This window comes from Aeromicrobium sp. HA, from assembly GCF_027171405.1.
GTDB lineage: Bacteria > Actinomycetota > Actinomycetes > Propionibacteriales > Nocardioidaceae > Aeromicrobium > Aeromicrobium tamlense.
In genome coordinates this window covers 654,855-672,226 of record NZ_CP114372.1, presented here as the reverse complement: position 1 = coordinate 672,226, position 17,372 = coordinate 654,855, and the positions used below count along the sequence as shown (strand labels likewise).

At 71.5% G+C, this 17,372-nt stretch carries 21 protein-coding genes; 9 read left to right on the top strand and 12 right to left on the bottom strand.

The genetic code is table 11. The annotated features are described in order from the left end of the window. Positions 1-35: 35 nt before the first annotated feature. The 7 genes from O3S82_RS03260 to O3S82_RS03230 all read right to left on the bottom strand — a co-directional run bounded on the left by O3S82_RS03260 (position 36) and on the right by O3S82_RS03230 (position 6,081). Entirely contained in the window at positions 36-1,241 is a 1,206-nt protein-coding gene (locus O3S82_RS03260) for an acyl-CoA dehydrogenase family protein (RefSeq protein WP_269305484.1), read from the bottom strand. 59 nt (positions 1,242-1,300) lie between these two features. Continuing rightward, complete coding sequence (locus O3S82_RS03255; protein ID WP_269305482.1) at positions 1,301-2,002, bottom strand: alpha/beta fold hydrolase; 702 nt, start codon at positions 2,000-2,002, stop codon at positions 1,301-1,303. A gap of 101 nt (positions 2,003-2,103) precedes the next feature. Further along, positions 2,104-2,598: a 5-(carboxyamino)imidazole ribonucleotide mutase gene (gene purE / locus O3S82_RS03250; RefSeq protein WP_269305480.1), complete on the bottom strand. Its 495-nt coding sequence runs from the start codon at positions 2,596-2,598 to the stop codon at positions 2,104-2,106. Continuing rightward, positions 2,595-3,731 carry a 5-(carboxyamino)imidazole ribonucleotide synthase gene (locus tag O3S82_RS03245; RefSeq protein ID WP_269305478.1) on the bottom strand — a complete coding sequence of 379 codons (1,137 nt, stop codon included), beginning with the start codon at positions 3,729-3,731 and terminating at the stop codon, positions 2,595-2,597. Before O3S82_RS03245 ends, purE begins: the two co-directional genes overlap by 4 nt. A 46-nt stretch (positions 3,732-3,777) precedes the next feature. After that, a complete protein-coding gene (locus O3S82_RS03240; RefSeq protein WP_179426186.1) occupies positions 3,778-4,764 on the bottom strand; it encodes an adenylate/guanylate cyclase domain-containing protein in 987 nt (328 codons plus the stop codon). Next, positions 4,751-5,263, bottom strand: coding sequence for a PH domain-containing protein (locus tag O3S82_RS03235; protein ID WP_179426188.1), 513 nt, complete (start codon positions 5,261-5,263; stop codon positions 4,751-4,753). The genes O3S82_RS03240 and O3S82_RS03235 overlap by 14 nt, the downstream gene beginning before the upstream one ends. Before the next feature lie 35 nt (positions 5,264-5,298). Further along, positions 5,299-6,081 (bottom strand): biotin--[acetyl-CoA-carboxylase] ligase, encoded by a 783-nt coding sequence (locus tag O3S82_RS03230; protein WP_269305476.1) that lies wholly within the window; start codon positions 6,079-6,081, stop codon positions 5,299-5,301. 77 nt (positions 6,082-6,158) lie between these two features. Here O3S82_RS03230 and O3S82_RS03225 point away from each other — a divergent pair, with 77 nt between their 5' ends. The 5 genes from O3S82_RS03225 to O3S82_RS03205 are packed head-to-tail and all read left to right on the top strand — an operon-like array spanning position 6,159 to position 11,214. Then, positions 6,159-7,763 (top strand): acyl-CoA carboxylase subunit beta, encoded by a 1,605-nt coding sequence (locus O3S82_RS03225; RefSeq protein WP_269305473.1) that lies wholly within the window; start codon positions 6,159-6,161, stop codon positions 7,761-7,763. Further along, positions 7,760-8,008, top strand: a complete 249-nt coding sequence (locus O3S82_RS03220) for an acyl-CoA carboxylase subunit epsilon (protein WP_218845867.1) — start codon at positions 7,760-7,762, stop codon at positions 8,006-8,008. Before O3S82_RS03225 ends, O3S82_RS03220 begins: the two co-directional genes overlap by 4 nt. A gap of 52 nt (positions 8,009-8,060) precedes the next feature. Beyond that, complete coding sequence (locus O3S82_RS03215; protein ID WP_269305472.1) at positions 8,061-8,720, top strand: hypothetical protein; 660 nt, start codon at positions 8,061-8,063, stop codon at positions 8,718-8,720. Next, a complete protein-coding gene (locus O3S82_RS03210; RefSeq protein WP_179426194.1) occupies positions 8,717-9,295 on the top strand; it encodes a Maf family protein in 579 nt (192 codons plus the stop codon). Before O3S82_RS03215 ends, O3S82_RS03210 begins: the two co-directional genes overlap by 4 nt. Before the next feature lie 47 nt (positions 9,296-9,342). Then, positions 9,343-11,214, top strand: coding sequence for a vWA domain-containing protein (locus tag O3S82_RS03205; RefSeq protein WP_269305471.1), 1,872 nt, complete (start codon positions 9,343-9,345; stop codon positions 11,212-11,214). Here O3S82_RS03205 and O3S82_RS03200 read toward each other — a convergent pair whose 3' ends face one another. Continuing rightward, the gene (locus O3S82_RS03200) at positions 11,215-12,156 is read right to left on the bottom strand and encodes an SPFH domain-containing protein (RefSeq protein ID WP_269307022.1); all 942 of its coding nucleotides are present in this window, start codon (positions 12,154-12,156) and stop codon (positions 11,215-11,217) included. It abuts the gene before it with no gap. A 129-nt stretch (positions 12,157-12,285) separates the two neighbouring features. Between O3S82_RS03200 and O3S82_RS03195 the strand changes: the two genes are divergently transcribed. After that, the gene (locus O3S82_RS03195; protein ID WP_179426200.1) at positions 12,286-12,507 is read left to right on the top strand and encodes a hypothetical protein; all 222 of its coding nucleotides are present in this window, start codon (positions 12,286-12,288) and stop codon (positions 12,505-12,507) included. A gap of 6 nt (positions 12,508-12,513) precedes the next feature. On the opposite strand, the gene O3S82_RS03190 is transcribed toward O3S82_RS03195, so the two are convergent. After that, complete coding sequence (locus O3S82_RS03190) at positions 12,514-13,680, bottom strand: acyl-CoA dehydrogenase family protein (RefSeq protein WP_179426202.1); 1,167 nt, start codon at positions 13,678-13,680, stop codon at positions 12,514-12,516. A gap of 99 nt (positions 13,681-13,779) precedes the next feature. Here O3S82_RS03190 and O3S82_RS03185 point away from each other — a divergent pair, with 99 nt between their 5' ends. Beyond that, a complete protein-coding gene (locus tag O3S82_RS03185) occupies positions 13,780-15,546 on the top strand; it encodes an acetyl/propionyl/methylcrotonyl-CoA carboxylase subunit alpha (protein ID WP_269305469.1) in 1,767 nt (588 codons plus the stop codon). A gap of 58 nt (positions 15,547-15,604) precedes the next feature. Here the strand turns inward: O3S82_RS03185 and O3S82_RS03180 are convergent, their stop codons facing one another. Beyond that, entirely contained in the window at positions 15,605-15,766 is a 162-nt protein-coding gene (locus O3S82_RS03180; protein ID WP_269305467.1) for a hypothetical protein, read from the bottom strand. Beyond that, a complete protein-coding gene (locus tag O3S82_RS03175) occupies positions 15,766-16,155 on the bottom strand; it encodes a carboxymuconolactone decarboxylase family protein (protein WP_179426204.1) in 390 nt (129 codons plus the stop codon). The genes O3S82_RS03180 and O3S82_RS03175 overlap by 1 nt, the downstream gene beginning before the upstream one ends. A 94-nt stretch (positions 16,156-16,249) precedes the next feature. On the opposite strand from O3S82_RS03175, the gene O3S82_RS03170 reads away from it, so the two are divergent. Continuing rightward, a complete protein-coding gene (locus O3S82_RS03170; protein WP_269305464.1) occupies positions 16,250-16,672 on the top strand; it encodes a DUF302 domain-containing protein in 423 nt (140 codons plus the stop codon). Then, positions 16,656-16,916 (top strand): metal-sensitive transcriptional regulator, encoded by a 261-nt coding sequence (locus O3S82_RS03165; protein WP_179426208.1) that lies wholly within the window; start codon positions 16,656-16,658, stop codon positions 16,914-16,916. Before O3S82_RS03170 ends, O3S82_RS03165 begins: the two co-directional genes overlap by 17 nt. A 7-nt stretch (positions 16,917-16,923) precedes the next feature. On the opposite strand, the gene O3S82_RS03160 is transcribed toward O3S82_RS03165, so the two are convergent. Continuing rightward, a complete protein-coding gene (locus O3S82_RS03160; RefSeq protein WP_179426211.1) occupies positions 16,924-17,361 on the bottom strand; it encodes a phage holin family protein in 438 nt (145 codons plus the stop codon). Positions 17,362-17,372: the final 11 nt, after the last annotated feature.

The following is a 17,372-nucleotide window of genomic DNA, read 5'->3' as shown; positions in this document are numbered from 1 at the left end:
ACGACCCCGAGATCACCCTGAGGGCCGCGAGTGGATCAGAGGGTGGACTGGATGCCGGCGAGCAGCTGGCGCGCCATGACGATCCGCTGGACCTGGTTCGTGCCCTCGTAGATCTGGGTGATCTTGGCGTCGCGCATCATCCGCTCGACCGGGTAGTCGCGGGTGAAGCCGTAGCCGCCGAGCAGCTGCACGGCGTCGGTGGTCACCTGCATCGCGACGTCGGACGCGAAGGCCTTCGCGGCGGCGCCGAAGAACGTGAGGTCCTTGTCGCCGCGCTCGGAGCGACCGGCGGCCGCGTAGGTGAGCTGGCGCGCGGCCTCGATCTTCATGCCCATGTCGGCGATCATGAACTGCAGGCCCTGGAAGTCCGAGACGGGCTTGCCGAACTGCTTGCGCTCCTGGACGTAGCCCAGCGCGTAGTCGAGGGCGCCCTGCGCCACGCCGACCGCCTGCGCGGCGATGGTGACGCGGGTGTGGTCGAGGGTCTTCATCGCGATCGCGAAGCCCTCGCCGACGTCGCCGATGATGCGGTCGCCCGGGATGCGCACGTTGTCGAAGTAGACCTCGCGCGTCGGCGAGCCCTTGATGCCGAGCTTCTTCTCCGGCGCGCCGAACGAGACGCCCTCGTCGGACTTCTCCACGACGAACGCGGTGATGCCCTTCGTGCGCTTCTCGAAGTCGGTCTGCGTCAGGACGGTGTAGTACTCCGACTCGCCCGCGTTGGTGATCCAGCGCTTCGTGCCGTTGATGACCCAGTCGTCACCGTCGCGCTTGGCAGTGGTCCGCTGGTTGGCGGCGTCGGAGCCGGCCTCGGGCTCGGAGAGGCAGTAGCTGAAGCCGCCCTCGCCGCGCGCGAGCTTGCCCAGGTACTTCGCCTTGATCTCCTCGCCGCCGCCGATCTGCACCGGCAGCGAGCCGAGCTTGTTGACCGCGGGGATGAGCGAGCTGGAGACGCACACGCGGGCGACCTCCTCGATCACCAGCACGGTGGCGAGCGCGTCGGCGCCGGCTCCCCCGTACTGCTCGGGCACGTGCGGCGCGTGGAAGTCGGCCGCGATGAGCGCCTGGTTCGCCTCGCTCGGGAAGCGCGCCTCCTCGTCCACGGCGGCGGCGTGCGGGGCGATCTTCGCCTCGGCCACGGCGCGCACCGCCTCGCGGATCGCCTGATGCTCCTCGGACAACGCGAAGAAATCGGACACGCTCGAACTCCCGGGGGTTGAAAAGGTAGGAACTCCGCGCATTCTACGCCGCGGGCTGCCGCGCCCCTCCCGGGGTGACCCGCCGCAGACACCCGGCGGCGTCAGTGACGCTCGAGCGCCTCGACGATCAGCCGGGCCAGCTCACGCGGCTTCGTGTACTGCGGCCAGTGCCCGGTGGGCAGGTCGACGTACTCGACCTCGCGCAGCCGGCCGACCTCGGCGGCCCACGCATCGCCGGCCTCGATCGCGTCGCGCAGCACCTGGGACGGGAACTCGCAGCAGATGATCGTCGCCGGCACGTCGAGGCGGCGATCATCGGCGTAGGAGATTCCGTCGGTCGCGACGCGGATCGGCTGCGGCACGGCCCGCGCCTCGAAGTCGGCCCGGATCGTCTCGTCCATGTCGACGAGGTCCATCTCGGTGAACGTGTCCCACGGCGGCAGCGGAATCTCGTCGCCGTCGGGCGGCAGCTCGTCGTTGATCGGCTCGCCCTCGGGCTGCGGACCCGAGTCGACGTAGATCGCGCGCGCGATCCGGTCGGGGCGCAGGTCGGCGACGCCGTGGATGACCGCACCACCACCGGAGTGCCCGACCAGCACGACGTCACCATCGAGCGCGTCGACCCGCGCCGCCACGAACTCGACGTGGTCGCGCAGCCCGATGTCCGCGCGGGGCGCGTCGCGCGACTCGAGGCCGGGCAGCGTCAGCGGGTGCACGCGGTGTCCGGCCTCGACGATCAGCGGCGTGACCTCGTCCCACGACGAGGCGTCCAGCCAGAATCCGGGAACCAGGATGATGTCCATGTCTCGGACGCTACTCCTGCGACTGGACGAGGTTTCCCGTCACTTCACGAGGTTTGCGAACCTCGCGAAGTGACGGTTTCCCCGGTTAAGCGGGGAAACCGTCACTCACCGCGGACCACGGCGCCCTTGGCGCGGGCGGCGTCGGCGAGGGTGGCCTGGAAGTCGACCATGGTCCGCGTGAGGGCGGGGTCGCCGGCGGCGAGGATCCGCACGGCCAGCAGACCGGCGTTGCGGGCGTTGCCGATCGCGACCGTGGCCACCGGCACGCCGGCCGGCATCTGCACGATCGAGAGCAGCGAGTCCATCCCGTCGAGGTACTTCAGCGGCACGGGCACGCCGATGACCGGCAGCGGCGTGACCGCGGCGAGCATGCCGGGCAGGTGGGCGGCACCGCCGGCGCCGGCGATGATGACCTCGATGCCGCGCTCGTGGGCGCGGCGTCCGTACTCGAGCATCTCGTCGGGCATCCGGTGCGCCGAGACGACGTCGGCCTCGTACGCGATGCCGAACTCGGCCACGGCCTGCGCGGCGGCCTCCATCGTGGGCCAGTCCGAGTCGGACCCCATCACGATCCCGACGCGTGCGCTCTCGCTCATCCTTCGACTCCGTCCGTCAGCAGGCTCGCGCTGCGCCGGGCCCGGCGGAGCACGTCTTCGAGGTCGTCGCCCACGGCGGTGACGTGGCCGACCTTGCGGCCGGGCTTCACCGCCTTGCCGTAGAGGTGGACCTTCACGTCGGGCTCGGCCGCGAGGGCGACCGCGCGCTTGGCCTCGAGGTCCTCCACGGCGCCGCCGAGGATGTTGACCATGACCGCCCACGGCTGGCGCGGGGTCGTCGAGCCGAGCGGCAGGCCGGTGACGGCGCGCAGGTGGTTCTCGAACTGACTCGTCACGGCGCCGTCGATCGACCAGTGACCCGTGTTGTGCGGGCGCATCGCGAGCTCGTTGACGAGCACGCGGTCGTCGTCGGTCTCGAACAGCTCGACGGCCAGCATGCCGACCACGCCGAGCTCCTCGGCGACCGTGCGGGCGATGCCGCGGGCCCGCGCCTCGAGGGCGGGGTCGAGATTCGGGGCCGGCGCGATCACCTCGGAGCAGACACCGTTGACCTGGCGCGACTCCACGACCGGGTAGTCGACCATCTCGCCGGTCGCGCTGCGGGCGACCTGCGCCGACAGCTCGCGGCGGAACGGCACGAGCTCCTCCACCAGCAGCTCGCCCTCGGCGCGGAACGGCTCCTCGAGGTCGGCCTCGGACTCGGCCTTCCAGACCCCCTTGCCGTCGTAGCCGCCGCGCGCGGTCTTGACGATCGCCGGGAACCCGAACGTGACGACGTCGGAAGGCTCGCCCACCTCGGCCCAGCGCGGGCACGGGACGCCCAGCTCGGTGAGACGGCGACGCATGACCAGCTTGTCCTGCGCGTGGATCAGCGCGTCGGGTCCGGGACGGCACTCGTGGCCCTCGGCGGCGAGGGTGCGCAGGTGCTCCGGCGGCACGTGCTCGTGGTCGAACGTCACCACGGGGGCGTCGCCGACCGCGGCACGGAGGTCGTCGAGGTCGGTGTGCGAGCCCACGCGGTGGGCACCGATCACCTGGGCGGCGGAGACGTCGGGACCCTCGGCCAGCAGCGCCAGCCGCAGGCCGAGCGCGATCGCCGGGGGCTGCATCATCCGCGCCAGCTGGCCTCCGCCGATCACGGCGACGTCAGGGGCGGGAGCTTCGTGCGTCACGGCGCCAGCCTAGAGCGAACCGGCCCGGGACCGCGGCGGAGGTCGCTCAGCGGGCGCGGAAGGAGCGACGCTCGGTGACGGTGATCGGCGAGAGGGTGCCGAAGCCCTTGATCGGGCGCGGCGGCAGCGCCCGGGTCTCGAACCTGTCGCCGAGCGCGTCGGCGGTGGACTGGTCGACGAGCACGCGGTTGGCGCGCGCCACCTGCGAGAGCCGCGCGGCGAGGTTCACCGGAGGGCCGAACACGTCGCCGAGCCGGCTCAGCACCGACCCCGTGGCCAGACCGACCCGGACGTCGGGCAGCTTCGGCCGGGCGCCGATCGTCGTGATGATGTCGAGCGAGATCCGCGTGGTGTGCACCGGGTCGTGGTGCACGAAGAGCATCGCGTCGCCGAGCGTCTTGATGACGCGCGCGCCGGCCGCCGTGATGAGATCGCCGCAGCGCGTCTCGAACTCCTCGACCACCGACGCCAGGGCGGTCTCGTCGAGGCGGTTCGACAGCGCGGTGAAGCGCGTCATGTCGGCGAACCCGACGGTCATGTCGGTGGTCAGCAGCGCCTGGTCGTTCTCGCCGAGAGCCGTGAGGCGCGCCGCGGCGGCGGCCAGGTGGCGGCGCCAGACGTGCACCATGAGGCGCTCGAAGCCGGGCACCGAGCTCTGCGCGAGCTCGAGGGCGGCCTCGGCGCGGCTCTGCGACTTGCCCCGCACGATGTCGGCCTCCAGCTGGTCGACGAGGATCGTCACCTGCCAGTCGGCCAGGCGCGACATCGTCTGGCCCAGCGCGCGGGTGAGACGGAAGACGGTCTCCTCGTCGAGGATCTCGTGCTCCATCGCGGTCGCCACGATCGCGACCGCGGAGACGTCGGCGTCGCCGAACGCCATCTCCTCGCCCGGATCCGGGAAGCCGAGGTTGCGCCACAGACGGGCGGCCTGCTCGGGGGTGAGTCCGCCCCGCTCGGCCGTCTCGGCGTTCGTGTAGTGCAGCTGCTCGGCGAGGATGACGTCGACCAGCTGCTGGTCGTCAGGACTGCTCATCGCGGCGCGCCTCGGGTGCGTGGGAGGCCAGCACGAGCCGCGAGATGCGGCGGTGGAAGTCCTCGATGTGGGGGATGTCGTGCAGCTGCAGGCCGGCCTGCTGGCTGGCGTCGTGGATGATCAGCGTGCCGCAGCGCAGGACCCGGTCGATCAGGCCCTTCTCGTAGGCGACGTCGTTGATGCGGGCGAGCGGGATGATCCGGCCGCTGCGCGTCAGGATGCCCTTCTGCTCGATCAGGCGCCGGTTCGTGAGGGTGTAGGTCCAGGTGAGCCAGCGCAGGAACGGCAGCAGCGTGCCCCAGACGAACAGCACCGCCAGGACGACGATCCCGGCCAGTCGCGGAGTGCCTCCGCCCGAGTCGCCGACCGCACCGGCGAAGTACCCGCCGACCAGCATGATCGCCAGGCCGACGAGGAAGGGCACGATCAGCACCTTGAGGTGGGTGCGGGTCTCGGCCTCGACCACCTCGTCGTCGAGCAGCAGCTTCTCGGACAGCATGCCGCCATGATCCCACGACGGACCGACGGCGGGGATCACGCCGGGCGCAGGTGCGTCACGTCACCGGCCGACCACGGCACGCCGTCGACGACGAGGCAGCCCGACGCGTCGATCCCGGTCGCCTCGCCCACCACGTCGGAGCCGTCGGCGCGCTCGATCCGCACCTGCCGCCCGATCGTGGAGCAGGTGGCCGCGTAGGCGTCGGCCAGCTCGGCGGCGCTCGCGGGGTCGCGCCAGAGCTCGAGCCGCTCGCGCAGGCGGCGCAGCAGCACCGGAAGGATCTCGGTGCGGTCGGTGGTGCTCGCGCCCTCCAGCAGCAGCGAGGTCGCCCGCTCCACCGGCAGGTCCTCGGCGGAGAGGCCGACGTTGAGGCCGACTCCCACCACCGCCGCCGCGCCGATCGAGGTCTCGACGCGCTCGACGAGGATCCCGCAGAGCTTGAGACGGTCCTCGACGAGGACGTCGTTGGGCCACTTGAGCGCGGCGTCGACGCCCAGCTCGCGCACGGTGTCGACGACGGCCAGGCCCGTGACGAGCGGCAGCCACGGCCAGCGCGTCGGCGGCACCTCGGTGGGACGGACCAGCACCGAGACGGCGATGCCCGTGGACCGCGGCATCGTGAAGGTGCGGTCGAGACGACCCCGGCCCGCGGCCTGGTGGTCGGTGGTGTGCACGGTCCACTCGGGCGCGCCGTCGTGAGCGGCCTGCGCGAGGTCGGCGTTCGTGCTGGCGGTCTCGTCGGTGACGTGGACCTCGAACCCGACGGCGTCGGCTCGCAGGCGGTCGCGGTCGAGGGGGGCCAGGTGGGGCTGCTGCACGGGCCCACCCTCGCACAGTCGACGGTGCGCCCAGTCCCTTGATGAGGCTCGGATCACTGCCGGTTAGGGTGTTCGCCATGACCGACGCCCTGCCCGACACCCCGCTGGAGGAGCACCCCGAGCTCCACACCACCGCCGGCAAGCTGGCCGACTACGAACGCCGTCACCACGAGGCGACCGTGGAGGTGGCCGAGCGTGCCGCCGAGAAGCAGCATGCCCGCGACCGCAAGAGCGCCCGTGAGCGGATCGAGCAGCTGCTCGACGAGGGTTCGTTCGTCGAGCTCGACGCGCTGGCCCGCCACCGCGCCACGTCGTTCGGCCTGGACAAGAACCGTCCGCTCGGCGACGGCGTCATCACCGGCTACGGCACGATCGACGGCCGCCAGGTGTGCGTCTTCAGCCAGGACTTCAGCATCTTCGGCGGCAGCCTCGGCGAGGTCTACGGCGAGAAGATCACCAAGGTCATGGACCTGGCGATCAAGTCCGGCTGCCCCATCATCGGCATCAACGAGGGCGCCGGCGCGCGCATTCAGGAGGGCGTCGTCTCGCTCGGCCTGTACGGCGAGATCTTCCGCCGCAACGTGCACGCCTCGGGCGTCATCCCGCAGATCTCGCTCATCATGGGCAACTGCGCCGGCGGTCACGTCTACTCCCCCGCGGTCACCGACTTCACGGTCATGGTCGACGGCACCTCGGGCATGTTCATCACCGGACCCGACATCATCAAGACGGTCACCGGCGAGGACGTCACGATGGAGGAGCTGGGCGGCGGTCGCACGCACAACACCAAGAGCGGCAACTCGCACTACCTGGCCTCCGACGAGGACGACGCGCTCGAGTACGTCAAGGCGCTCATCTCCTACATGCCGCAGAACAACATGGAGGAGCCCGAGGCGTTCCCCGAGGTCGTCGACCTCGAGCCGACCGACCTCGACGTCGCGCTCGACACGCTCATCCCCGACTCGGCGAACCAGCCCTACGACATCCGCACCGTCATCGAGACCGTGCTGGACGACCAGGAGTTCCTCGAGGTCCAGGCGCTCTTCGCGCCGAACCTGGTCATCGGCTTCGGCCGCGTGGAGGGCAAGAGCGTCGGCGTCGTGGCCAACCAGCCGATGCAGTTCGCCGGCTGCCTGGACATCGACGCGTCCGAGAAGGCCGCGCGCTTCGTGCGCACGTGCGACGCGTTCAACATCCCGGTCCTGACCTTCGTCGACGTGCCCGGCTTCCTGCCCGGCACCGACCAGGAGTGGAACGGCATCATCCGCCGCGGCGCGAAGCTGATCTACGCGTACGCCGAGGCCACCGTCCCGCTCGTCACGATCATCACGCGCAAGGCCTACGGCGGCGCCTACGACGTCATGGGCTCCAAGCACCTCGGCGCCGACATCAACCTGTCGTGGCCCACCGGCCAGATCGCCGTCGTCGGCGCGTCGGGTGCGGTCAACATCCTGTACCGCCGCGAGATCGCCGCGGCCGACGATCCCGAGGCGCTGCGCGCGGACCTGATGACCGAGTACGAGGACACGCTCTGCAACCCGTACGTGGCGGCCGAGCGTGGCTACATCGACGGCGTCATCAAGCCCAGCCAGACCCGCGCCGAGATCGTCAAGGCGCTGCGCCTGCTGGCGACCAAGCGCGAGACGCTGCCGCCCAAGAAGCACGGGAACATCCCGCTGTGAGCGACGCCGTGGACGAGACCACCGAGACCCCGGAGAGCAAGCCCGTGCTCCGGGTGGTCAAGGGCGACCCGACCGCCGAGGAGCTGGCGGCGCTCGTCGCGGTCGTCGCCGCGCGCAACGCCGCCGCGGCCGCCGCGGCTGCCGACTCGAAGCCGAGGCCGCGCAGCCAGTGGGGCCACCCCACGCGCCAGCACCGCACGCCGCACCGCTTCGGCCCCGGCCAGTGGCGCGCCTCCGCCTTCTGACGCACGACTGACGGGAAACGTGTTCTCCGGGCACGTGTGGAACGATCGAGGCATGACCCTGCGCCCCGAGCCCGACGTGTCGCACGCCGACTGGTTCACCGGTGCGGCCGAGGGCTGGCCGATCCTCGCCATGCAGGGCCCTCCGGGGTTCGAGGCCTACGCGACCGTCCCGTACGACGACGGCGAGTCCGAGACCTACCGCAGCGACGACGCGATCATGGCGATCGTCGTCGAGATCGCCGCACGGCACACGCGCACCCCGGACGACGTCTTCTTCGGCCTCTGGGACGGCTGGGGCGAGCTGACCGACGCCGGCCGCGCCTACACGACCCTGCGCGGCAACTGGCTGCGCGACCTGTGGTTCCGCCCCACCCCGCCGCGCATCAGGCCCGCGTTCGACGACGACGTCCTCGACGCCCCGAAGATCGACCTCGAGGGCGAGCGCTCCTACCTGCTGTTCCGCGGCCCCGCCTCGGACGTGGGCGACTGGGGCGCGCGCCCGTACGGCACCGACGTCGAGCGCACCCTGCCGCCCGCCTCGCTGACGTGGCCCGCCGATCGCGCCTGGTTCGTCGCCGCCGACGTCGACCCCACGTGGCTGTGCGTCGGCGGGTCGCAGCGACTGATCGACGAGGTGCTGGCCCACCCCGACCTGAGCGCCGAGGTCGCCACCCACGGCGCCGTGCCCGCCCTCGACCCGGAGGACCGATGAGATTCGTCCTGGCCTCGCAGTCCCCCGCCCGACTCAGCACGCTGCAGCGGGCCGGCATCGACCCCGAGGTCGTCGTGTCGGGCGTGGACGAGGACGGCATCGCCGCCACCACCCCGGCCGAGCTGTCCACCGAGCTCGCGCGCCTGAAGTGCCGGGCCGTCGCGCCCGACCACCCCGACGCCCTCGTGCTCGGCTGCGACTCGGTGCTGGAGTTCGACGGGCGAGTCCTCGGCAAGCCCCACGACCCCGAGGTCGCCCGGCGCCGCTGGTACGAGATGCGCGGCAACGTGGGTGTCCTGCACACCGGGCACTGCCTGCGCCTGGGCGACGACGAGGTCGTGCGTCACGCCGCCACGCGCGTGCACTTCGCGCACGTCACCGACGAGGAGATCGAGGCCTACGTCGCCACCGGCGAGCCGCTGCACGTCGCCGGCGCCTTCACGATCGACGGCCTCGGCGCGGCGTTCGTGACCCGGATCGAGGGCGACCACCACAACGTGGTCGGCGTCAGCGTTCCCGCGGTCCGCGAGATGGCCCGGGACCTCGGAGTGGAGTGGACCGACCTCTGGCGCTGAGCATGGCACGATGGCGGCGTCACGCCGCTCGTCTCGGGGAGAGAACGTTGATCAAGATCGTCGCCTGCGCCGGCTCCGTCCTGCTCGCCATCACGGCCCTCAGCTGGCCCTCCACTGCCGAGGAGCCCGCGGCCGACACCGCGATGATGCTCGTCATGGACGCCTCGGGCTCGATGGCCGAGCGCACCGGCGGCGGGACCACACGGATCCAGGCCGCGAAGGATGGCCTCGAGGCAGTGATCGACGGCCTGCCGGACGAGCAGCGGGTGGGCTTTCGCGTGTACGGTGCCAGCGACGTCGCCGAGGACGACCCGGCGGCGTGCACCGACTCCGAGCGCATCGTCGACCTCGGCACCGACAACCGCGACGACCTGCGCCGGGCCGTGGCCGACTACGAGCCCGTCGGCTGGACGCCCACGAGCCATGCGCTCCGCGAGGCGGCGAAGGACCTCGGCGACACCGGCCAGCGCACGATCGTGCTGGTCTCGGACGGGGAGCCCACGTGCGACCCCGACCCGTGCGTGGTCGCTCGCGAGATCGCCGCGAACGGGATCGACATCCGCATCGACGTCGTGGGCTTCGACGTCTCCGGCAGGGCCAAGAAGACGCTTCAGTGCGTCGCGGACGAGGGCAACGGCACGTACTACGACGCCGACGATGCCGAGAGCCTGACCGACAGCCTGCGCGTCTCCTCCGTGCGGGCGGCACGCCCCTTCGACCTCACCGGCACGCCCGTACAGGGGACGCCCGGCGAGGACGGCGCGCCGCTGCTCGAGCGCGGCCAGTACACCGACACGATCGCGGCCGACGGCGCGGCGCACTACCGCCTCGCGCGCACGGCCCCGGACTCGACCCTCCACGTCGGCGCGGTGATCCGCGGCATCAGCGGCGACCTCGGCGCCGCCGCCACGCTGCGCGTCCAGCGCATCGCCGGACTCATGTGCGCAGCGTCCACCACCTACGGCCTCGACATGGCCAGCCGGGCTCCGGTCTACTACGGCGGCGTCGCGAGCTGGGTCAAGGACCCGGAGTCGCAGTGCCGCACGGACGAGGAGCTCGGCCTCCAGGTCGACCGCACCGTCGGCAACCTCGAGGGCCGCCCGATCGAGCTGTCGGTCTACGAGGAGCCGCCCATCACGTCCGACCTGGCCGCGGGGACCGCCGGCGACGAGCCCGGCTGGAAGGCACCGACCCCCGGCACCCCCACCGAGGCCGTCCCCGGCACGAGCATCGCCAACGCCCCCGAGGTCGGACCCGGCACGTACCAGCTCGACATCAGTGCGGGTGAGACCCAGGTCCTGGCCGTCCCCGTCGACTGGGGCGAGCAGGTCCGTGCGCAGGTCGACGCCCAGCTCACCGACGAGGTCCGCGAGGCAGCCAGCATCGGCAGCGGCCTGGAGGTCACGGTCATCAATCCGCTGCGCCGCGACGTCACGATCAGCCAGTACGCCAAGTGGCCCGGCGACTGGACGCGCGACCCGTGGGCGAACCTGCGGGAGAACGTCGCGTTCCGCACCGGCGCGATGTCGTGGCCGCTGCACCCGGCCAACCGCGCGCAGAACGACCCTCGCCGCCAGGGGGCGTCGCTCGCCGGGATGCACTACGTCCTGGTGAGCCTCAAGCTCCGCGGCGACGAGACGAATCTTCCGTACACGCTGACCCTCGGCCGCGAGAACGTGCTCGGCGACGTGGCGCCCACCTACGCCGAGGTCGACGGCCTCACCGCGCCGGAGGCCGGCTCGCGACTCGTCGACTCGCCCGTGACGGCAGCCGACGACGAGCCCGCGGACGGAGCGGACGACGCACCGGACACGGCGTCCGACGAGTCGGGCTCGATCATCGGGTGGGTCGTCGGCGGAGCGGTCGCCCTCGGCGTGCTCGCCGCGGCGGTCGTGCTGGTCGCGCGTCGCCGCCGCTGATCAGCGGTCGTCGCTCGCGGCGGCCCTCCCGGCCTGCGGCAGGACCACCGAGGTGCCGGTGGATCCCGGCCAGCAGGAGAAGCCGATCGGCACCTCCTGGCCGGCCTTGACCATCTCCTCGAGCGTGTCGAGGCACTTCGAGACGAGCACGTTGGGATCGCGCGAGACCGAGCCGGCCAGGTTCTTGTTGGCCTGGGCCTGCGCCTTCGCGGTCGCCTCGCGCTGCTCGGCGATGCGCGTGTTGGCGACCTCGGCCTGGTAGGCGTTGATCTTCTCCTGCGTCTGCTGGTCGAAGCGCACGATCGGCAGGATCACGGACTTGACCTCGACGTCGTCGCCGACGCGCTTCGCGAGCGCCTCCTGCACGAGCTGGGAGAACGCGTTGAGGTCCACGCCGGCCGAGGTCGTGGTGCCGTCGGCCGACGTCCCCTGCTTGACCGAGGCCAGCGGGTCGTAGTCGCCGAGCACCTCGTTCAGCGCGGCCTTGAGCTCACGCGTGACGAGCGAGTCGCGGATGTTCTCCATCTGTCGGTAGTCCTGGTAGAGCTCCTTGCCTGCGTCGAGCTTGATGCGCCACCGGATCGTCGCGTCGACCCCGGCCGTGGACCCGTTGCCGATGCGCACGTCGATCGCGTGGTCCTGACCGGTGAAGTTGTCGGTCTGGATCGTCCCGTCGAGCTTGTTGACCTTCTCCCACGGCGCCTTGAGGTGCAGGCCGTTCGACAGGACGTCGACCGGGCGGCCGAACGAGGTGACGACGCCGATCTCACGAGTCGGGACGATCGCGGTCATCGACACGAACGCCACGACGAGCGCCAGCAGCCCGAGGCCGAGCGCGGTCAACGTGGCGGGAGCCGCGGACCTCCCGGACGACCGCAACTGGCGACGCACCAGCAACGACACCACGAATCCCACGACCAGGACCACCAGCACGAACACCATGAACACCGCGAGACCTCCCGAGACGGCACGAGACAGAGCGCCCCACCCTATCCACGACGGGCCGCCGACCGGGCGTGGGACGGTCAAGTGGCCCACAGGTCATGGTCGACGTGGGACCATGGAGACATCATGGCTACGTCACAGCGTCCTCGACGCCACCTCGCAAGCAGCCCGTTCGCGCCCAAGCCGGTCGTCGTCGACGAGGTCTACGAGGCGGGCGCCCGCGTCTCCCACGACTCGTTCGGACTCGGCCGCGTAGTCAGCGTCCAGGGGTCCTCGTCGGTCCAGGTCGACTTCGGCTCCGGCGCCAAGCACGTGCCGCTGCCGTGCCGCTCGATGACCGCCCTCTGACGGTCCCTACTCCACCGGCAGGCCGAGCGAGCGTGCGATGAGCATGCGCTGCACCTCGCTCGTGCCCTCGCCGATCTCGAGGATCTTCGCGTCCCGGTAGAACCGGGCCACGGGGTACTCCTCCATGAAGCCGTAGCCGCCGAACACCTGAGTGGCCACGCGGGTCGCCGTGACGGCGGCCTCCGAGCTGTAGAGCTTCGCCACCGACGCCGCCTGCTTGAAGCGCTGGCCGGTGATGCCCGCGTCCTTCATCGCCGCGGCCTGGTAGGTCAGCGCGCGCGACGCGTCCGCCATCACCTTGAGGTCGGCGATCTGGAACGCCACGCCCTGCTTGCGGCCGATGGGCCCGCCGAACGTCTGCCTCTCCCCCGCGTACCGCACGCACTGCTCGAGGCACGCCTCGATGAGGCCCACCGCGAGGGCCGCGATCGCGACGCGACCGTCGTCGAGCGTCGCGAGGAACTGCGCGTAGCCGCGGCCTCGGTCGCCGAGGAGGTGGTCGGCCGGCACGCGCACGCCGCTGAAGCTGAGCGCGTGGGTGTCGCTGATGTGCCAGCCGAGCTTGTCGTAGCCGGCCTCGGCCACGAACCCGGGCGTGCCCGCCGGCACGACGATCGCCGAGATCTCCGGACGGCCGTCCTCGCGGGTGCCCGTGCGGGCCGTGACCGTGACGAGCGAGGTGATCTCGCTGCCGGAGTTCGTGATGAACTGCTTCGCGCCGTCGACGACCCACGTGTCGCCGTCGAGCACGGCCTTCGTCGCGGTGGCGCCGGCGTCCGACCCGGCCCCGGGCTCGGTGAGGCCGAAGCCGGCGAGCGCGCGGCCGGCGACGAGGTCGGGCAGCCACCGCTCCTTCTGCTCGGTCGTGCCGAAGGTCTGGATCGGGTTGATGCCCAGGCCGACGCCGGCCTCGAGGGTGATGCCGATCGACTGGTCCACCCGGCCGAGCTCCTCGATCGCCAGGCACAGGCTGGTGAAGTCGGCGTCGGAGCCGCCGTACTCCTCGGGCGCTGTCAGGCCGAACAGGCCGAGGTCGCCCATCGCGCGCACGACGTCGACCGGGAAGTGGTGGTCCTTGTCCCACTGCGCGACGTGGGGAGCGATCCGCTCGGCGGCGAAGTCCCGGACGACGCGACGGAAGTCCTCGTGCTCGCGTGACAGTTCGAAGTCCATGACCGAAGGTTAACAGGCGTTAACCTCGCTGGGGCGACGAAATGGCCTGCACCACACTCCCTTAGACTCGCGACTGCCGTTCAGACGCGAGGAGTATTCGTGAGCAAGCCCCTGCAGAAGGTCCTGGTCGCCAACCGTGGTGAGATCGCGGTCCGTGTGATTCGAGCCGCGAAGGATTCCGGCATCGGGAGCGTGGCGGTCTACGCCGAGCCCGACCGCGACGCGCTCTTCGTGCGTCTCGCCGACGAGGCCTACTCGCTCGAGGGTTCCACCCCGGGCGACTCGTACCTGTCGATCGAGAAGATCATCGCCATCGCGCAGCGCAGCGGCGCCGACAGCGTGCACCCCGGCTACGGCTTCCTGGCCGAGAACGCCGACTTCGCCCAGGCCGTCATCGACGCCGGGCTGATCTGGATCGGCCCGCCGCCGGCCGCCATCGAGAGCCTCGGCGACAAGGCGAAGGCCAAGCACATCGCGCAGATCGCCGACGCGCCGCTCGCGCCCGGCACCAAGGACCCGGTCAAGGACGCCGACGAGATCGTCGAGTTCGCCAAGGAGAACGGCCTGCCGGTCGCCATCAAGGCGGTCTTCGGCGGCGGCGGTCGCGGCCTCAAGGTCGCCCGCACGCTCGAGGAGATCCCCGAGCTCTACGACTCCGCCGTCCGTGAGGCCGTCAGCGCCTTCGGCCGCGGCGAGTGCCTCGTCGAGAAGTTCCTCGACAAGCCGCGCCACGTCGAGACCCAGTGCCTCGCCGACAGCCACGGCAACGTCGTGGTCGTGTCGACCCGCGACTGCTCGCTGCAGCGTCGCCACCAGAAGCTCGTCGAGGAGGCCCCCGCGCCGTTCCTGAGCGAGGACCAGCTGGCGCGCCTCTACTCGTCCTCCAAGGCGATCCTCAAGGAGGCCGGCTACGTCGGCGCCGGAACCTGCGAGTTCCTCGTCGCCCGCGACGGCACCATCAGCTTCCTCGAGGTGAACACCCGCCTCCAGGTCGAGCACCCGGTCTCCGAGGAGGTCACCGGCATCGACCTCGTCCGCGAGATGTTCCGCATCGCCGCCGGCGAGGAGCTGGGCTACGACGACCCCGAGATCATCGGCCACTCGATCGAGTTCCGCATCAACGCCGAGGACGGCGGCCGCGGCTTCCTGCCCGCGCCCGGCACCCTCACCAAGTGGGCTCCCCCGTCCGGCCCCGGCGTCCGCCTCGACGGCGGCTACGAGGAGGGCGAGACCGTCCCCGGCGCGTTCGACTCCCTCGTCGCCAAGCTGATCGTCACCGGCCGCACGCGTGAGCAGGCCATCGAGCGCTCGCGCCGCGCGCTGGACGAGTTCGTGGTCGAGGGCATGCCCACGGTCATCCCGTTCCACCGCGACGTGCTCGACAACGTGGCGTACAACGCCTCCGAGGGCTCGTTCGACGTCTACACGACGTGGATCGAGACCGACTACGACAACCAGCTCGAGCCGTACTCCGGCCCGCTGGCCGACACCGACGAGCCCGCCGAGCGCGAGCGCGTCACCGTCGAGGTCGGCGGCAAGCGCGTCGAGGTCGTCCTGCCGGGCGGCCTGGGCGCCAGCGCGGCGGCTGCGGGCGGCGCGAAGAAGGCCAAGCGCAAGGGCGGCAAGTCCGCCGGCGCGGCCGCCAGCGGCGACTCGCTGACCTCGCCGATGCAGGGCACCGTCGTCAAGCTCGCCGTCGAGGAGGGCCAGGAGATCGCCGAGGGCGACCTGGTCGTCGTCATCGAGGCGATGAAGATGGAGCAGCCCATCAACGCGCACAAGGCGGGCACCGTCACCGGCCTGTCGGCCGCGATCGGCGAGACCATCGGCGCCGGTGCGGTCATCTGCGACCTCAAGGACGCCTGAGTCCCACCACCGCATCGCGACGCCCCGGCCTCGGCCGGGGCGTCGTGGCGTTCCGGGGTCAGCGGCCGAGGATGCGACGCAGCCAACCGTCGTTGTTCGGGTCGTCGTGGCCTCCGCACCACTGGCCCGGGGGCGTCGCCGCCTTGACCGCGGCGACGTGCTGGCCGCATCCGGCCCAGGTGGTCTTGCCGCAGGTCCGGCATCGCGTCGGTCGGCACATCAGGACGCCGCCTCCCCCGCCTCGAGCGCGTCGGCGAAGTCGCACACCGCGCTGTAGGCGCGCGCGCCATGGATCGTCGCCGGACCACCGTGCATGAGGAAGGTGACGCCGATGGCCTCAGCCGCCTCCTGGCGCGTCGCACCGGCCCGGACGGCCGCCTGCGCGTGCGAGGCGATGCAGCCGTCGCACCCTTCGACGACGCCGATCGCCAGCGCGATCAGCTCCTTCGTCCTGCGATCCATGGCGCCGTCGGCGAAGGCGGCGCCCGACAGCTCGCCGAAGCCTCGGTAGACGTCGGGGATCGCCCGGCGCAGCTGACGGTGCAGTGGCGACAGCTCCTTCAGGACGGCCGGGCCGTGCTGGCCGGGCTCGGGGGCGGGGTGGGTCATGTCGGTCCTCTCATGGGTTTGGCTCGATCCCCCCAGGGGGTTACGATGAAGCGTAACCACATCCCCCTAGGGGGTTCAAGCGAGAGGCCGCGACATGACGGACTTCACGATCGGCACACGCGTGCCGACGCCCTACGAGCAGACGGTCGAGCGCGTCCGCACCCTGCTCGCCGACGCCGGCTTCGGGGTGCTCACCGAGATCGATCTCCGCGCGACGCTGATCGCCAGGCTGGGCGTCGAGACCCCGCCCCGCGTGATCCTCGGTGCGTGCAGGCCCGAGCTCGCCCACCGCGCCCTCGCGACGGACCCGCGGATCGCGACGCTGCTGCCGTGCAACGTCGTCGTGGCGCAGGACGGCGACGGCAGTCGGGTCGACGTCTTCGACCCGGCCGTCATGACCGAGCTGGGATCGTCACCCGAGCTGGCCGAGGTGGCCGCCGAGGCGCGCCGCCGCCTGACCGGCATGATGGACGCACTGGTCCACCACGAGGAGGTCGACGATGCAGCTCGAGCCTGACGAGGTCAAGGCGATCGCCACGCGGCTGAAGCGCGCGAACGGTCACCTCGCGTCGGTGATCCGGATGCTCGAGGAGGGCGCCGAGTGCGAGGACGCACTCACCCAGCTCGCCGCGGTCAACAAGGCGATCGCGCGCGGCGGCTACGCCCTCGTGGCGACCGGGCTGCAGAAGTGCCTCGCCGAGGAGGGTCCCGACAGCGTGGACGCCAAGAAGCTGGAGAAGCTCTTCCTCGCGATGGCCTGACCCGGGATCAGGAGGCGCGGCGGTCGCCCTCGCGCGCCGCGGCGCGGATGTCGGGCGACAGGCCCGGCGTGGCCGCCGGTGCGTGGTGGTCGACCTCGCCGAACGCGACGCCGGTGGCCCACACGATGAGCGTGACCACGACCCACGTTCCCCAGCCGTCGATCTCGAAGCCGGAGTCCGGCACGATCAGGTCGGTCAGCACGAGGGCGATCGCGGTGAGCGCCAGTCCCCCGGTGATCGTGTAGACGCGCAGCCACTTCGCGCCCATCATCCGCAGCGCCAGGGTGCGCAGCACGACGCTCAGCACCGTGAAGAGCGCGACCGCCGCGACCCACCAGCCGACCGTGAGGTCGAAGCCGTCGAACAGCCACGCCGCGACCCCGAGGGAGACGGCGTTGGCCAGGGCGGCCGAGACGATCGTGAGCCAGAGACGGGGGCTGCGCATGGGACCGATCA

What these genes read in the sequence shown, in the direction of transcription:
- O3S82_RS03260 (WP_269305484.1), bottom strand. Translation starts at nt 1,241, where the DNA reads ATGCGCGGAGTTCCTACCTTTTCAACCCCCGGGAGTTCGAGCGTGTCC.
- O3S82_RS03255 (WP_269305482.1), bottom strand. Translation starts at nt 2,002, where the DNA reads ATGGACATCATCCTGGTTCCCGGATTCTGGCTGGACGCCTCGTCGTGG.
- purE (WP_269305480.1), bottom strand. Translation starts at nt 2,598, where the DNA reads ATGAGCGAGAGCGCACGCGTCGGGATCGTGATGGGGTCCGACTCGGAC.
- O3S82_RS03240 (WP_179426186.1), bottom strand. Translation starts at nt 4,764, where the DNA reads ATGAGCAGTCCTGACGACCAGCAGCTGGTCGACGTCATCCTCGCCGAG.
- O3S82_RS03235 (WP_179426188.1), bottom strand. Translation starts at nt 5,263, where the DNA reads ATGCTGTCCGAGAAGCTGCTGCTCGACGACGAGGTGGTCGAGGCCGAG.
- O3S82_RS03225 (WP_269305473.1), top strand. Translation starts at nt 6,159, where the DNA reads ATGACCGACGCCCTGCCCGACACCCCGCTGGAGGAGCACCCCGAGCTC.
- O3S82_RS03215 (WP_269305472.1), top strand. Translation starts at nt 8,061, where the DNA reads ATGACCCTGCGCCCCGAGCCCGACGTGTCGCACGCCGACTGGTTCACC.
- O3S82_RS03210 (WP_179426194.1), top strand. Translation starts at nt 8,717, where the DNA reads ATGAGATTCGTCCTGGCCTCGCAGTCCCCCGCCCGACTCAGCACGCTG.
- O3S82_RS03200 (WP_269307022.1), bottom strand. Translation starts at nt 12,156, where the DNA reads ATGGTGTTCGTGCTGGTGGTCCTGGTCGTGGGATTCGTGGTGTCGTTG.
- O3S82_RS03195 (WP_179426200.1), top strand. Translation starts at nt 12,286, where the DNA reads ATGGCTACGTCACAGCGTCCTCGACGCCACCTCGCAAGCAGCCCGTTC.
- O3S82_RS03190 (WP_179426202.1), bottom strand. Translation starts at nt 13,680, where the DNA reads ATGGACTTCGAACTGTCACGCGAGCACGAGGACTTCCGTCGCGTCGTC.
- O3S82_RS03180 (WP_269305467.1), bottom strand. Translation starts at nt 15,766, where the DNA reads ATGTGCCGACCGACGCGATGCCGGACCTGCGGCAAGACCACCTGGGCC.
- O3S82_RS03175 (WP_179426204.1), bottom strand. Translation starts at nt 16,155, where the DNA reads ATGACCCACCCCGCCCCCGAGCCCGGCCAGCACGGCCCGGCCGTCCTG.
- O3S82_RS03170 (WP_269305464.1), top strand. Translation starts at nt 16,250, where the DNA reads ATGACGGACTTCACGATCGGCACACGCGTGCCGACGCCCTACGAGCAG.
- O3S82_RS03165 (WP_179426208.1), top strand. Translation starts at nt 16,656, where the DNA reads ATGCAGCTCGAGCCTGACGAGGTCAAGGCGATCGCCACGCGGCTGAAG.
- O3S82_RS03160 (WP_179426211.1), bottom strand. Translation starts at nt 17,361, where the DNA reads ATGCGCAGCCCCCGTCTCTGGCTCACGATCGTCTCGGCCGCCCTGGCC.